The 13,569-nt window shown below is 70.0% G+C and carries 13 protein-coding genes; 8 read left to right on the top strand and 5 right to left on the bottom strand.

Annotation, left to right across the window (positions count from 1 at the left end; all coding sequences use genetic code 11):
* Positions 1 to 215 precede the first annotated feature (215 nt).
* Positions 216 to 1,427 (top strand): MFS transporter, encoded by a 1,212-nt coding sequence (locus tag ACFWY9_RS14140; RefSeq protein ID WP_378323286.1) that lies wholly within the window; start codon positions 216 to 218, stop codon positions 1,425 to 1,427.
* Positions 1,428 to 1,443: 16 nt separating this feature from the next.
* Here the strand turns inward: ACFWY9_RS14140 and ACFWY9_RS14135 are convergent, their stop codons facing one another.
* A complete protein-coding gene (locus tag ACFWY9_RS14135; RefSeq protein ID WP_378323287.1) occupies positions 1,444 to 1,824 on the bottom strand; it encodes a VOC family protein in 381 nt (126 codons plus the stop codon).
* Between the two features lie 179 nt (positions 1,825 to 2,003).
* Between ACFWY9_RS14135 and ACFWY9_RS14130 the strand changes: the two genes are divergently transcribed.
* From ACFWY9_RS14130 to ACFWY9_RS14100, 7 genes are all read left to right on the top strand, one after another.
* A complete protein-coding gene (locus ACFWY9_RS14130; protein ID WP_378339033.1) occupies positions 2,004 to 3,176 on the top strand; it encodes a sensor histidine kinase in 1,173 nt (390 codons plus the stop codon).
* A gap of 32 nt (positions 3,177 to 3,208) precedes the next feature.
* On the top strand, positions 3,209 to 3,880 hold the full coding sequence (locus tag ACFWY9_RS14125) for a response regulator (RefSeq protein WP_378323290.1): 672 nt from the start codon (positions 3,209 to 3,211) through the stop codon (positions 3,878 to 3,880).
* Between the two features lie 80 nt (positions 3,881 to 3,960).
* Positions 3,961 to 5,094 carry a phosphatidylserine/phosphatidylglycerophosphate/cardiolipin synthase family protein gene (locus ACFWY9_RS14120; protein ID WP_378339032.1) on the top strand — a complete coding sequence of 378 codons (1,134 nt, stop codon included), beginning with the start codon at positions 3,961 to 3,963 and terminating at the stop codon, positions 5,092 to 5,094.
* A 78-nt stretch (positions 5,095 to 5,172) separates the two neighbouring features.
* Entirely contained in the window at positions 5,173 to 6,429 is a 1,257-nt protein-coding gene (locus ACFWY9_RS14115) for an oxygenase MpaB family protein (protein ID WP_378339031.1), read from the top strand.
* Between the two features lie 89 nt (positions 6,430 to 6,518).
* Positions 6,519 to 7,466 carry an SAM-dependent methyltransferase gene (locus ACFWY9_RS14110; protein ID WP_378339030.1) on the top strand — a complete coding sequence of 316 codons (948 nt, stop codon included), beginning with the start codon at positions 6,519 to 6,521 and terminating at the stop codon, positions 7,464 to 7,466.
* Positions 7,467 to 7,489: 23 nt separating this feature from the next.
* Entirely contained in the window at positions 7,490 to 7,813 is a 324-nt protein-coding gene (locus ACFWY9_RS14105; protein WP_378339029.1) for a YciI family protein, read from the top strand.
* Positions 7,810 to 9,072 (top strand): RNA polymerase sigma factor, encoded by a 1,263-nt coding sequence (locus ACFWY9_RS14100; protein WP_378339028.1) that lies wholly within the window; start codon positions 7,810 to 7,812, stop codon positions 9,070 to 9,072. The genes ACFWY9_RS14105 and ACFWY9_RS14100 overlap by 4 nt, the downstream gene beginning before the upstream one ends.
* A 60-nt stretch (positions 9,073 to 9,132) precedes the next feature.
* Here ACFWY9_RS14100 and ACFWY9_RS14095 read toward each other — a convergent pair whose 3' ends face one another.
* The 4 genes from ACFWY9_RS14095 to ACFWY9_RS14080 all read right to left on the bottom strand — a co-directional run bounded on the left by ACFWY9_RS14095 (position 9,133) and on the right by ACFWY9_RS14080 (position 13,410).
* A complete protein-coding gene (locus ACFWY9_RS14095; RefSeq protein WP_378339027.1) occupies positions 9,133 to 10,551 on the bottom strand; it encodes a S8 family serine peptidase in 1,419 nt (472 codons plus the stop codon).
* Positions 10,552 to 10,676: 125 nt separating this feature from the next.
* Positions 10,677 to 11,273 carry a hypothetical protein gene (locus ACFWY9_RS14090; RefSeq protein ID WP_378323297.1) on the bottom strand — a complete coding sequence of 199 codons (597 nt, stop codon included), beginning with the start codon at positions 11,271 to 11,273 and terminating at the stop codon, positions 10,677 to 10,679.
* Entirely contained in the window at positions 11,270 to 12,613 is a 1,344-nt protein-coding gene (locus tag ACFWY9_RS14085; RefSeq protein WP_378339026.1) for a hypothetical protein, read from the bottom strand. The genes ACFWY9_RS14090 and ACFWY9_RS14085 overlap by 4 nt, the downstream gene beginning before the upstream one ends.
* On the bottom strand, positions 12,610 to 13,410 hold the full coding sequence (locus ACFWY9_RS14080; protein ID WP_378323300.1) for an ABC transporter ATP-binding protein: 801 nt from the start codon (positions 13,408 to 13,410) through the stop codon (positions 12,610 to 12,612). Before ACFWY9_RS14080 ends, ACFWY9_RS14085 begins: the two co-directional genes overlap by 4 nt.
* Positions 13,411 to 13,569: the final 159 nt, after the last annotated feature.

The following is a 13,569-nucleotide window of genomic DNA, read 5'->3' as shown; positions in this document are numbered from 1 at the left end:
TCCTTCACAGCGTTGACCTCAGACGAACGGCCGCGGGCACACGTGTCCACAGAGGACTCAGTGCCGGTAAGGCCACCTTACGGGCGTCAGACGCCTGCAAGGTGGCCTTACCGGCACTTCGCCATGCCGCGAATCCCCGAAAACTCTTCGCGAGAAAGGGAAGGATCCGGTTAATGTGAGGCCGACCCGGCTTTCGGATCTGGACTGGAGGGGCATTGCGGGCGCAGATCGCCGACGGCCCGTTGCTTCGGACCCCGGCCTTCCGCTGGTTCTTCACCGGACGGCTCGTCTCGCTGCTGGGCAGTTCGATGGCGCCGGTCGCGTTGTCCTTCGCGGTGCTGGAGGCGTCGAACAGTGCGGGCGACATGGGCGCGGTGCTCGCGGCCAACACCATTCCGCTCATCGTGTTCACGCTGGCGGGCGGCGTGGTCGGCGACCGGTTCTCGCGACGGCTCGTGCTCCTGGTCTCGAATCTCGGCGCCGGGCTTTCGCAGGCTGTCGTGGCGTTCCTGCTCGTGGCGGGCCCGTATCACCTCTGGACGCTGATCCTGCTGGAGGCGGTCAACGGCACGCTCACCGCGTTCACCACGCCCGCGCTGCGCGGGATCGTGCCCGATCTGGTCGGCCCTTCCCGGCTCCAGAAGGCCAACTCCCTGCTCGGATCGGTGCGCAACGCGACCAAGATCCTCGGGCCCGCGGCCGCCGGGACGATGGTCGCCACGGCGGGCGGCGGATGGGCGATCGCCATCGACGCGGCGACCTACTTCTTCGCGGCGGCCTGTCTCGCCCGGCTGTCGCTGGACACCCCGCCACCGTCCGGCAGACGCAGCCCGCTCGCCGATCTCCGGGATGGCTGGGCCGAATTCCGGTCCCGGACCTGGGTGTGGCTGACCGTCGCCTGCTTCGGCTTCGTCAACTTCCTGCAGGTGGGGATCTGGCGGGTCCTCGGGCCGCTGATCGCCAGGGACACCATCGGCGAAACGGCCTGGGGCGCGGTGCTGGGTGCCAACGCGGCCGGTGTGCTCGTCATGTCGGTCGCGATGTACCGGATCGTGCTGCGAAGCCTGCTGCCCATCGGACAGCTGTGCGTCGTCGCGCTCGCGTTCCCGCTGATCGCGCTCGGCCTGCACGCGAACTTTCCGTGGCTCGCGGGCGTCGCGTTCGTCGCGGGACTGGGCAGCGGGGTGTACGGCATCGCGTGGGAAACCTCGCTGCAGGAACATGTTCCCCGCGAAATGCTGTCGCGGATCTCCTCCTACGACAACCTGGGCTCGTTCGTCGCGATCCCGGCGGGCCAGCTGGCGGCGGCGCCGTTCGCCGCGGCGTTCGGTGCCCCGCACGTCGCGCTGGCCGGGGGCATCGTGTGCGTGGTTCTGCTCCTCGTCCCGCTCACCACGAAGTCGGTCCGCGGTCTTCGGCACGGCTGAGCGGCGCCGCCGGGGATCAGCGGTAGTTGCTGATCTCGATGAGGTTGCCGTCGGGATCGCGGACGTAGACGCTGAGGATGGGCCCGGTCGCGCCGGTCCGTTCGACCGGGCCCTCCTCGATGGCGATCCCGTGTTCCTCGAACGCGGTGACGACCTGATCGAGCGGGTCGGCCGCGACGAAACACAGGTCGGCGCTACCCGGGGTGGGTCGGGCGGCCTTCGGCTCGAACTCGTGACCGGCCTCGTGCAGGTTGATCTTGCTGGTGCCGAACGTCAGTGCCTTGCGGCCGCCGCGGAAGGTGACGACCTCCATGCCGAGCGCCCGGGTGTAGAAGTCGATCGTGGCCTGGAGGTCGGCCACCGTGAGGACCAGGTGGTCCAGCCGGTCGATGCGCATGCCGCCGGAGTTCCTTTCGCTTTCAAGGGAAGGATGTCGACATCCTCCACCAGCGTCCGTCTGCGCGCGGTCCGAGGCGGGCACACGGTGATCACGAACACCGGGTCAACCTCGGTGATAGGCGAACTACCCCGCCGGTACGACGCCGATCGAGGGTACGGCTGGCTAGGCTCCGACGGGTGCGCGGCGACGACGGGAACCTGATGCGCCGGGTCGGCCGCACGCCGCGCTGGGCGGTCGACGTCGTGGTCGCCGTCCTGGTGTTCCTGATGATGAGCCTGGTGGGCGGCGGCTTCCGCGAACAACCCTGGCGCTGGTTCGACCTCTGGGCCTATCTGCTGACCGCGGGCGTCTGCCTTCCGCTGGCGGCACGTCGCTGGGCACCGGTGCCGGTCCTGCTGGTGTCCTCGGCCGCCTACCTGCTGTACCTGTCGCGCGGCTACCTGCCGGGATTGCATCTGTGGGGGCCGGTTCTCGCCGTGTACAGCCTGGCGGCCGTGACGTCGCTCCGCATGAGCCTCGCCGGAATGCTGGTGACCGCGCCGGTGCTCTACGCCGGGGCGGTCGCGCTGAAGATTCCCCCGGTGGCCGGAATCGCGCAGTCGCTGGTGGTCTGCGGTGTCGCGGTGCTGCTGGGCGGGCTCTCGCGCCAGCTGACGGAACGCAACCGGCAGCTGGCCGAGGCGACCGACGCGCTACGCCAGGAACACGACCGGCGGATCGAACGGATGATGACCGAGGAACGCCTCCGCATCGCGCGGGAACTGCACGACGTCATCGCCCACCATCTGTCGGTGATCTCGATGCAGGCGGGCCTCGCCGGGTACGTGTTCGACGCCGATCCGCCGACCGCCCGTGCCGCCGTCCGAACGGTCGGCGAGGTGAGCAGGGAGACGCTGGACGATCTGCGCCGGGTGCTCGACCTGCTGCGGGTTTCCCCGGTGGGAACGGCCGACTTCACCTCCGCGCCCGGCCTGGCCCAGCTGCCCGAACTGGTCAGCCGGGTCGAGACAACGGGACCGGCGGTCGAGCTCCGGGTCAGCGGGGCGCTGGACGAGCTGCCGTCGGGCCTGCAGCTCACGGTCTACCGCGTGGTCCAGGAGGCACTGACCAACGTCGTGAACCATGCCGGCCCGGTCCGCACGGTCGTCGATGTCCACCGGGAGCCGCACCGGATCGTCGCGACGGTGTCCAATGACGCGCCGTCGGCCGAACCGGCCACGCCCGGCGGTGTCAGCGGCTACGGTTTACCGGGGATGCGCGAGCGTGCCAAGATTTTCGGCGGGCGGGTGACGGCCGGTCCCCGCCCTGATGGGGGTTTCGCAGTCGAGCTGGTGCTTCCGGTGTCCTGAGGAAGCGCCGGTTCGCTCGGGGGAAAGAATCCATGACCACAGTCCTTGTCGTCGACGATCAGCCGCTGGTCCGTGCCGGGCTCACCGCGTTGCTGACCGCGGCACCCGGGTTCGAGGTCGTCGGCGAGGCCGGGGACGGTGTGCGGGCGGTGGAGTGCGCGCGAGAGAAGCGCCCCGACGTCGTCCTGATGGACATCCGGATGCCGGTGGCCGACGGCGTGACCGCGACCCGGCTCATCGTGGGCAGTGACCTCGAACCGATGCCCCGCATCCTCATCCTGACCACGTTCGACCTCGACGAGTACGTGTACGAAGCACTCCAAGCCGGCGCGTCCGGATTCCTGCTCAAGGAAGCCGAACCGGCGAGCCTGCTCGCCGCCATCGGCGCGGTGGCCGCCGGGGACATGCTCTTCGCGCCGACCGTCACGCGACGGCTCATCGACGCCTTCGTCGACCGTTACCGGCCGCCCGCGCCGCCTGCCGAGCAGGCCGTCCGGCTCGCGCCGCTCACCACCCGGGAGCGCGAGGTCCTCAGCCTGGTCGCCACCGGTGGCACCAACGGCGACATCGCGCGGCGGCTCATGATCACCGAGGGCACGGTCAAGACGCACCTCAGCCGCGTCATGGCGAAACTCGATCTCACCAGCCGCGCGCAGGCCGTCGTCGTCGCCTACGAAACGGGACTGGTCAACGCGGCGAAGTAGCGTCGCCTACTCCTGAGGTTTACCCCGCCTCTGCCGACAGTGGGACGACGACGGCGGATTCCTTTCCTATCTTCGGAAAGATGTCCGAAAACAGAACACGAACGAGAGCGGCGGCTGCCCTGATCGGGCTGCTCGCCTTGGTGGGCACGCTACTGTCCGCACCGGCCGCTTCCGCCGCGGTGTCTTCCGGCGCGGTCTTCAACAACCCCACCGTTCCGGCCCAGCAGCGCACGATCGTCGACCACCTGCGGTCCCTGATCAAGGGCGCGGCGGCGGGATCCAGCATCCACATGGCCATCTACCACTTCGACGACGCCGCCGTGGCCGCCGATCTCGTCGCGGCCAAGAACCGCGGCGTCGACGTCCGCGTGGTGCTCGACTACTCCGACTCGACGACCGGCCCGTCCACCACCTTGAAGAACGCGCTGGGCGGCAAGCTCACGGTGTGCACGAAGGACGCCGCCTGCATCGGCAGCAAGGGCACGCCGATCATGCACAACAAGTTCTTCCTGTTCTCCGACACCTCCGGCAGCAAGAACGTCGTCGTGCAGGCCTCGGCCAACCTGAACGCGGGCAACACCACCAAGCTGTGGAACAACGCGGTGACGATCGTCGGGAACACCGGGCTGTACAACGGCTATGTCAGCTATTTCGACGACCTCGCCGCGAAGCACAAGACGAGCGACTACTACCGGACGGTGTCGGCCGGGAACACCAAGGCGTACTTCTTCCCGCGCGCGGGCACCGACGAGCAGACCGACACGATCTACAACATGCTCGACGACAACGTCGCCTGCGAGGGCAACACCTCGACCGGGACCGAGACCGGGCGGACCATCATCCGGATCGCCATGTGGTCGTTCAGCCGGGACGACATCGCCCGCAAGCTGCGTCAGCTCGCCGACCGGAAGTGCTGGGTCGAGGTCGTCTACACCACCCTCGACGCTGGCAGCAGGGGGCATCTCGCCGGGCACGACCGGATCAAGCTGTACCAGATCTCCGGGCAGCACGAGGTGCACTCGAAGTACATGCTGATCGAGGGCACCTACGCCGGGCAGAAGGACACCAAGTGGGTCATGACCGGCAGCCACAACTACACCAACGCGGCCCTGCGCGAGAATGACGAAGCGCTGTTGCGGGTCGAATCCAACCCGATCCACGACCAGTACCGGGCCAACTTCCGGACGCTGCGCGACGCGGCCACCCCGGCCTGATCCGCGACCCCACCAGTTGACAACGGCCGTTGTCAACTGGTGGAATCGGCGCCGGAGACGCCGATTCCGGAGGACGCCGTGCCGACCACCGAACCGCGGACGCCGACCGCCTTCCGTGCCGGGCAGGCACGCGAGCGCGGTCCGCACGCGCGGATCCGGCGGGTCGTCAAAGCCTTGACCGGCACGGATCTGTTTCCCTCCCCCGCGATCACGGACGCGTTCACCGCCGGACTGTCCACAGGGGACCCGATCGCCGAACGCTTCGTGCGGGAGACCTATCACGGCGGACTCGGCGCCCGGAAGTCCCGCGAACTGCTGGAGCGGGCACTGACGTCGTCGATCGACGACGTCCCCGAAGCACCGGAATCCATGCGGGCGTTGTTCGAGGATTTCGAGCGCCTGCCCGGCTGGGTCGACCCGGGCCTCGTCGAGGAGGGCGCCGCGGTGTGGCGGCGCTGGGGCTACGCACTGGGCGCGGTCGGCAACGCCGGAACCATGGACACCTACACCGAGGCGGCGCTCGCCCTGCCGCTGTCGCTGTCCGGCGGTTACGCGGGCAGCCGGGCGCTGCACCGGTATCTGGAGACCACGCACTGGTGGATCGAGGTGTGCCGGCCCGGCGCGATCCTGACCCCGGGGTCGCTCGCGCGCGAGATCTCGCTCAAGGTCAGGGTGATGCACGTCAGCGTACGGGCCCGCGTCGCCGACCATCCGGAATGGGAGCGCGAGCGCTGGGGGCTGCCGATCAGCCAGTCGCACATGCTGCTGACGCTGCTCGGCGGCAGTATCGCGCCCGCGTTCGCGCTGCATGTCGTCGGGCACGTCACCACGCCCCGCGAAATGCGCGCGGTCCTGCATTTCAACCGGTACTGCGGCCATCTCGCCGGCGTCCGCGCCGACGGATACTTCCCCGAAACCGCACTGGAAGCCTGGCGCATCCTGTTCCTCTGCGACGCCGCGCGTGCCCATGATTCCGGGGCGCTCGGCCGGGAACTCGTGGAATCCTTCGTGCCCTCGTTCGCGCCGCTCCCCCGGCATCGCGGGTTCCAGAAACTCCGCGCTGCCTACCATTTCCGCGTTCAGGCGGGCTACAGCGGACTGTTCATGCTGCCCTGGCACCGCCGCCGCTACCGGATGCCCTCGCCGTTGCCGGGGATCGTCTTCCTGCTGCTGCGCGCCCCGCTGATCCTCACGCTCGAACTGCTGCGCCGCCTCAGCCCGCGTGTCGATCGCTGGTGGCAGACGTGGTCACTGCGGGGCTGGGACCGGTGGTACCGCTGGCAATCCGCGGGACGCGCGGCGGAGTTCGACGCCGCCCGCGAGCTGCGCCGCTGACCATAGCCGCGAAGTGGCTTCGCGCGCAGGCCGATTCGTCTACTGTCGGGCGTGCGTCGGCAGAATCCCCCGGAAAGACAGGGCAGCACATGACTTCCACCCGGCACGACGGCGACACCTGGGACCTGGCGTCCAGCGTCGGGGCGACCGCCACCATGGCCGCGATGACCCGGGCGATCGCGACTCGCGCGGATCGCCGGCTCATCGAGGACCCGTTCGCCGAGCCACTCGTCCGGGCGGTCGGCGTCGACGTCCTCACCCGGCTGGCGACCGGCGAGCTGCCGCCCGACGACCTGGTCGGGCAGCTGGCGATCGACGGGGCCAAGGTCCGCACCAAGTTCTACGACGAGTTCTTCCTCGACGCGGCGAACGCGGGCATCACGCAGGCCGTGATCCTGGCCGCGGGACTGGACTCCCGCGCGTACCGGCTGCCCTGGCCTGCCGGGACCGTGGTGTACGAGGTCGACCAGCCACAGGTCGTCGAGTTCAAGACCCGCACACTGGCCGGGCTGGGCGCCGCGCCCACCGCCGACCGGCGCGTGGCCGCCGCCGATCTGCGCGACGACTGGCCCGCCGCACTGCGCACCGCCGGATTCGACCCGGCCCTGCCGACCGCGTGGAGCGCCGAAGGACTGCTGGGCTACCTGCCACCCGACGCACAGGACCACTTGCTGGACACCATCACCGAGCTCAGCGCGCCGGGCAGCCGGGTGGCCACCGAAAGCAGGCCCAACCCGAAACCGGGCGACGACGACAGGACGAAGGAAGGCCTGCGGCGCATCTCCGAACGCTGGCGCGCACACGGTTTCGATCTCGACCACGCGAGGCTGCGCTATTTCGGCGAACGCAACGAAGCGGCCCCCTACCTCGCCGACCGCGGCTGGGCGCTCACCGTGATCGGCAACCGGGACCTGTTCGCCGCCGGCGGCCTGCTGTCCCTCGAGGACGACGACCTGCGCATGGGCGACGTCGTCTACGTCAGCGGCACCCTGGGGGACCGCGACCATGAAGCCGGCCATCGAACCACGCTGTCTTGACACCCACAGGAGATGATCTTCGAATGCGGTACCTGGTTTCCGTGATCGACGACAAGAGCGATCCCGGCAGCACGGACAGGCAGCCCGCCATCAGCGCGTTCAACGAACGGCTGATCGCCGGGGGCTACTGGGTTTTCGCGGGCGGGCTCGCGGACACCGACGCGGCCACGGTCATCGACAACCGGGGTGAGCGGCCGGTGTTCAGCGACGGGCCTTTCGTGGAGTCGAAGGAATACCTCGCCGGTGTCTGGGTGTGGGAGGCCCCCGACCTGGACGTGGCGCTCAAGCTCGCCACCGAGGCGTCGAAGATCTGCGATCGGAAGATCGAGGTGCGGCCATTCCGGTGAGCGGCGTCGATGCGGCGATCACCCGGGCCCATCACGACGAGTGGGCACGGGTGGTGGCCGCCCTCACCAGGCGCTTCGGTGATCTCGACATCGCCGAGGATGCGGCCGCGGAGGCGTTCGCGACCGCCGTCGAGCGGTGGCCGTCCGACGGTGTGCCCCCGAACCCCGGCGCCTGGCTGACCACCACCGCCAACCGCAAGGCCATCGACCGGATCCGGCGCGAGAACAAGCGCGACGACAAGCAAAAGGCGGCTCAGGCAGCGTATGACGACACCCCGCCGGAGCCTCTCGGCGCCATCGACGACGACCGGCTCCGGCTGATCTTCACCTGCTGTCACCCGGCGCTGGCAATGGAAACTCGCGTGGCGTTGACACTGCGCATGGTCGGCGGTCTGACCGTCCCCGAGATCGCCCGCGCGTTCCTCGTGGCCGAAAGTGCCATGGGGCAACGGATCACCCGCGCGAAGGCCAAGATCAAGGCGGCTCGCATCCCGTATCGCGTGCCGTCCGCCGAGGATCTCCCGGCCCGCGTCTCCGGGGTGCTCACCGTCCTCTTCCTCGTCTTCAACGAGGGCTACCTGGCGACCGGTCCGGGGACCGATCCGGTCCGTCACGATCTGACCGCCGAGGCGATCCGGCTCACCCGGCTGATCCGTGCCCTCCTGCCGGACGACGGTGAGGTGGCCGGGCTGCTGGCGCTGATGCTCCTCATCGAAGCCCGCCGCCCTGCCCGGGTCTCGGCAGGCGGCGAACTGGTCGCCCTCGACGAACAGGACCGTGAAGCCTGGGACGCGGCGCTGATCGCCGAGGGGCACCGGCTGGTGCGCGAGCGTCTGGCCGCTGCCGCCGCCGGGGTGGCTCCGGGCCGCTACCAGATTCTCGCGGCCATCAACGCCGTGCACACCTCCGCCCGCGACATCCGCAACACCGACTGGTCGCAGGTCCTCGCCCTCTACGACCAGCTCGTCCGCGTCGATCCCTCGCCGACCGTCGCCCTCAACCGGGCCGTGGCGGTCGCCGAGCTCGACGGCCCGGAGGTGGCGCTGGCGGACGTCGACCGCGTCGAGCACGAGCTGGGCGGTTACCACGCCTACCACGCCACCCGCGCCGACCTGCTGCGCAGACTGGGGCGCGACGAGGAATCGCGCGCGGCCTACGACAAAGCCGTCGAGCTGGCGGGCAACACCGCCGAGATCGCCTCTCTGATCCGCCGCCGCGACCAACTGCGCTTGCGAGACGCGGCGGCGCGGGACCGATGAGGCCGAAGACGGCTTACGAGTCCTCGAGCGCGGCAAGGAAGGCTCATCGCAGCGCGTGGTTCAGAAGGCGCCGAGACCGTTCGGGACGCCGAGCCCAGTCGGCCCGTCCCAGCCCGTACCGCCCAGGCACAGTTCCTTCGCGACCTTGCACGCGGCGGCACCGTCCTGAGCGTTGCCGCCACCCGCGACGTCCTGGATTGTCCCCGCGGGCGCCCGGTAGAGCGTGTTGGGACCGTCGACGGCGGCCAGGTGACCGCCCCGCGCGTACAGCCCGGCGAGGTACGGCGCCGCGGCGCTCGTGCCGCCGGCGGTGAGCCAGCCACCGCCGGTACCGGAATGCGGCGTGTACGAGTCGTAGACCGCGACGCCGGTCAGCGGATCGGCGTCGGCCGAGATGTCGGCGACCGCGCGGTGGTTCCCGCAGTGCACCGAAACCGAGGCGGGCTGCCCGATCGCGGGCGGCAGGCCCGGCGCGCACCCGCTCCCGGCGCCGACCCACTTGGGTTCCTTGGCGCCCTTGGGCACGAACTTCCCGCCCCACGCGGACATCGTGACGGCCCCGTGGTCACCGGTCTTGAGACTGACCCCGCCCGCGGCCGTCACCCACGGCAGCTGGGCGGGCCACAACTGCTTGTCCCCGTTGTAGCCCTTGTCGCCCGAGGACGCGACGACAGCCATCCCGGGATGGTGCAGTGCCTTCGCCGGGGCGCCGGTGCCGACGTACTCGGCCTGCAACCCGGTCGGCAGACCGTAGCTCATGCTCACCGCACCGGCGCCGAGCTTCGCCGCGTGGGTGACCGCACTGCCGAAATCGTCGGCCAGCGCGGCGGGCAGGCCCAGCGCCGCCGCGCTGAGCAGGCGCCCGATGTCGAGCGGGATCTGCACCATCACCAGTTTGCAGGTAGGGCACGCGGCGCTGGCCATGTCGATGTCCAGCGCGGTCTCCGCGGCGTAACTCTCCTCGACCTGCGCGTAGCCGGGGGACGGCTGCAGCGGTGGGCCACCCTTGAAGTCGGTGACCGTGAGGCAGCCGTTCGCGGTGTCGCACTTCGGTAGTCCGTACTGGGCGCGGTATTTGCCGAGGTCGGCTTCCAGCGCCGGATACGCCCCGACGCCGACGATCGCGACGGTGGCGGCGGGGCCGGTGGTCAGCGGCGGGAGACGGTACGCCGTGTTCAGCTCGGCGGGCCCGTATCCGGCAGGCGCCGACGTGGTCAGCGGGCCCGCCTCGGCCCGGCCCGAGCCGACCAGCTGGGCGTGACAGCCGAGGTCGATCGTCCGACCGTCCACTTCGGCCTGACAGATGTCGTGGACACCGTGGGAGGAGCCCAAGGTTCCCGCACGCAGTGACGCGGCGATTTCCTGGCTTTTCGGTAGTGCGGCGGAGACCGGTCCGGCCGTGAGCGTCACGACCGGACCGACCACCATCGCGGCGGCGAGTGCGATGCTCCGGCGGGTCTTCCCTGCTGTGCCCGTCATGCGCTCCCTCGTGGTCCGCGGACTGTGATCACCCGATCAAGTGAGCGCGGTTCTGCTGCCGAGAACGTCCATTTCCGGAGCGTATAAGGACTTTCGCCAGGCGGCAAAAGCAACGCCGTCGCGTACTACTGACGAGTGCGTACTCGTTTGCTCCCGAACACGGCGTGCACGACGAGGCCGGCGACGGCGAGCACCACGGCGGTGACCGTGGCCGCGGTGGTGCCGTCGGGCTGGAACGGCCACGAGAACACCTGCTGCGAAACGGATTTCTCTTTGCTGGAGAAGAACACCGCCATCGCGACGATAGCCTGCGTCGTGGGCAGTACCCACCCCAGTTGCGCACCGAAGAGCGTCACGCCGAGCGCCGTGAGCCCGGTCAACCCGGCCGCCGCGCGCAGCACCGTTTCGGTCGAGCCGAGTGGATTGTCACTCGCCTGTGTAACCAGTACCAGAAGTGCCGACACGACGCCGATCGCGACGACGTGCGCCGCGCGCCGGGGTGGCCACGCGATCGCGGCGGTCCGGTCCAGGTCCGGGTCGGCACTTCCCAGACTCGCCGCGGCCGCCGACGTGCACAGCGCGACGGCCAGCACGCCGAAGAGCTGCGCCAGCGCGGAGTTCGTCACGACGTTGAGTCCCCAGAAGACGCATACCGCGACCAGGATCGCACCACCGGCGGCGGGGACACGGCGAGAGCGCAGGTAAAGCGTCAGCCATCTCATCGGGCACCGCCGTGGGTGAGGATGTCCACCAGATCACCTTCGCAGGACAGGCTCGCCACCCGGAACGCGCTGACCCGCCTCAGCTGTTCGTCGGCCGGAAGAGCGTGCAGCGTGGGCCATTCCTGCTTGGCGAGCGACCCGAAGGTGGTGAGCGGCTTCCCGACCAGCATCGCGGCCGCGAGATCCCGTGCGTCGCGCGCCCGGTGATATCGCTCCAGCTCCACCCCGTTCGCCATCGAGGGAAGGTAGTCACACTGCGTGGTCCCGGCACCCCGGAGAAGCTCGATCGTCAGTTCCTCCCCGGCCTTTTTCGGATGTGACTGGTCGTCCAGGTCGTAGGACCACAGCTGGATGAGGTCCACATCGGACGGCTGGGGTTTCACCGGCCGGTCCAGGAGCTTGTCCCGCGGGCTCTCCGCGACCGAGGCCGGCGCGGCGGCCAGCGGTGCCAGCAACCGCAGCGCGTCCCTGGCGGGGCCGGTGAGGTCGCCGAGCGCGTTGGCGTGGGCCTTGGTGACGCAGACGCGGGGCGCGTCGGAGGTGCAGACCGGTTCGGCCGCCGCCGCGTCGGCGACATACCGCGTGTCCTGCGTCGCCGGGATCAACGGCAGTGCCACCGCGAGGCCGGCCGCGATCGGCAGCACGGCCAGGAGCCGCCGACGTCCGGGAGCCGTGGCCAGCACGATGCCCGCGACCGCCACCGCCGCGAACCAGATCACCTGGGCGATGGTGACCCGCGGCGCCGGCACGGTGAACGTGTCGACGAGGCCGTTCAGCTCCGGTCCCAGCAGGACCTCCTTGCCGGTGCCGTTGACCCGCAAGGCGATCAGGCCCATGAGGGCGCCGACGGTGAGCACCGGCGCGGTGAGCGTCGAGGGCAGCAGCGTGCCGATCCCCAGCCCGAGCCAGCTCGCCGCGACCAGCGCCAGCGCACCCACCAACGGGATCGGCAGCCAGCCGAGATGGTGGTAGGTGGCGTTGCCGACGACCTGGACAGCGCCGACGGCGAGCACCACCAGATAGCCCGCCACGACCGCGATCGCCATCGCGCCGGAGACGGGCAGGAACCGCTGCCAGGCCGGGCGGGAGACGGTCGAGGTCAGCTCGCTCATCCCGGACCGGCGTTCCCGGCGTCCCTGCCAGGCACCCGCGCCGAGGGCCACCGGGACCAGGAATTCGAGGGCGTAGCGCTGCATACCGGAGAACGTGGTCCACTGGGCGAACGTCGGGCCCTCGCGGAACATCAGCTGCACCACCGCGACACCGAGGCCCAGCACCACGACCGCGGTCAGCGGCGCGATCGACCGGCGCAGTTCGATACCGAGTACTCGCGCGCTCACCAGCCCGTTCCCTTCGTGCTCGTGCGGCGGGCCAGCAACGCCGAATAGCCTCGCTCGGTCGGGCTGTCGCCGACGTCGTCCGCGCCACCGGCCGCGGCCAGGTCCGCGGCGCTGCCCTGCCACACCAGGCGTCCGGACTCGATGAGCACGACGTCGGTGCACGCGGCGGCGACATCCTCGACGAGATGCGTCGAGACGACGACGCAGGTGTCGTCGGCCAGTTCCCGCAGCAGGGCCCGGAATTCGACCCGCTGTGCCGGGTCGAGGCCGACAGTCGGTTCGTCGAGCAGCAACAGGTCCGGGCTGTTGACGATCGCCTGCGCGATCCCCGCGCGGCGCAGCATGCCTCCCGACAGCGTCTTCATCCGGTCCCCTGCGCGATCGGCGAGCCCGACCATCTCGATGGCCCGCTGCACCGCGGCCGGAATGTCCACCTTGGACATCTCCTTCAGCCAGGCCAGGTACGTGACGAACTCGCGTACGGTGAACTGCCGGTAGAAGCCGAAGTCCTGCGGGAGGTACCCGATCCTCCGGCGGGTCTCGCGCATGTCCCGGCCGGCGGGCCTGCCGAGCAGTTCCAGCGTTCCGGCGGCGGGCGGCAGCACGGTCGCGAGCGACCTGATCAGCGTCGTCTTGCCCGCGCCGTTCGGCCCCAGCAGGCCGTGGACGCCGTTGCCCAACGCGAGGTCCAGCCCGTCGACCGCCATCCGGCGGCCCGCCCTGACCTTCAGTCCGGTGGCGGTGACCGCCCTGGCATATTCCGTGGGCGCCGTTTCCGCCGTACTGACCATACGCATTGGTCACTCCTCGAGTTTCGCCTGCCGGATCCCCTCCGGCATCGAGCAAGACGTGGGCGATGGCCGCATCGGTTCTCCGGCCGGAGTGGCCTGCGTCACTCCGGGGTGGTGTCGCGAACGCTCCGTTCGAGACGTTCATCGTCGGCAACGGAGCGTTCG

The organism is Amycolatopsis sp. NPDC059027 (assembly GCF_042739735.1).
GTDB lineage: Bacteria > Actinomycetota > Actinomycetes > Mycobacteriales > Pseudonocardiaceae > Amycolatopsis.
This window is presented reverse-complemented; position numbering and strand designations above follow the sequence as displayed.

Bases quoted from the DNA above. Each gene is read 5' to 3' on its own strand.
- ACFWY9_RS14095 (WP_378339027.1), bottom strand. From the start codon at position 10,551: ATGACGGGCACAGCAGGGAAGACCCGCCGGAGCATCGCACTCGCCGCC.
- ACFWY9_RS14125 (WP_378323290.1), top strand. From the start codon at position 3,209: ATGACCACAGTCCTTGTCGTCGACGATCAGCCGCTGGTCCGTGCCGGG.
- ACFWY9_RS14135 (WP_378323287.1), bottom strand. From the start codon at position 1,824: ATGCGCATCGACCGGCTGGACCACCTGGTCCTCACGGTGGCCGACCTC.
- ACFWY9_RS14110 (WP_378339030.1), top strand. From the start codon at position 6,519: ATGACTTCCACCCGGCACGACGGCGACACCTGGGACCTGGCGTCCAGC.
- ACFWY9_RS14105 (WP_378339029.1), top strand. From the start codon at position 7,490: ATGCGGTACCTGGTTTCCGTGATCGACGACAAGAGCGATCCCGGCAGC.
- ACFWY9_RS14120 (WP_378339032.1), top strand. From the start codon at position 3,961: ATGTCCGAAAACAGAACACGAACGAGAGCGGCGGCTGCCCTGATCGGG.
- ACFWY9_RS14090 (WP_378323297.1), bottom strand. From the start codon at position 11,273: ATGAGATGGCTGACGCTTTACCTGCGCTCTCGCCGTGTCCCCGCCGCC.
- ACFWY9_RS14080 (WP_378323300.1), bottom strand. From the start codon at position 13,410: ATGCGTATGGTCAGTACGGCGGAAACGGCGCCCACGGAATATGCCAGG.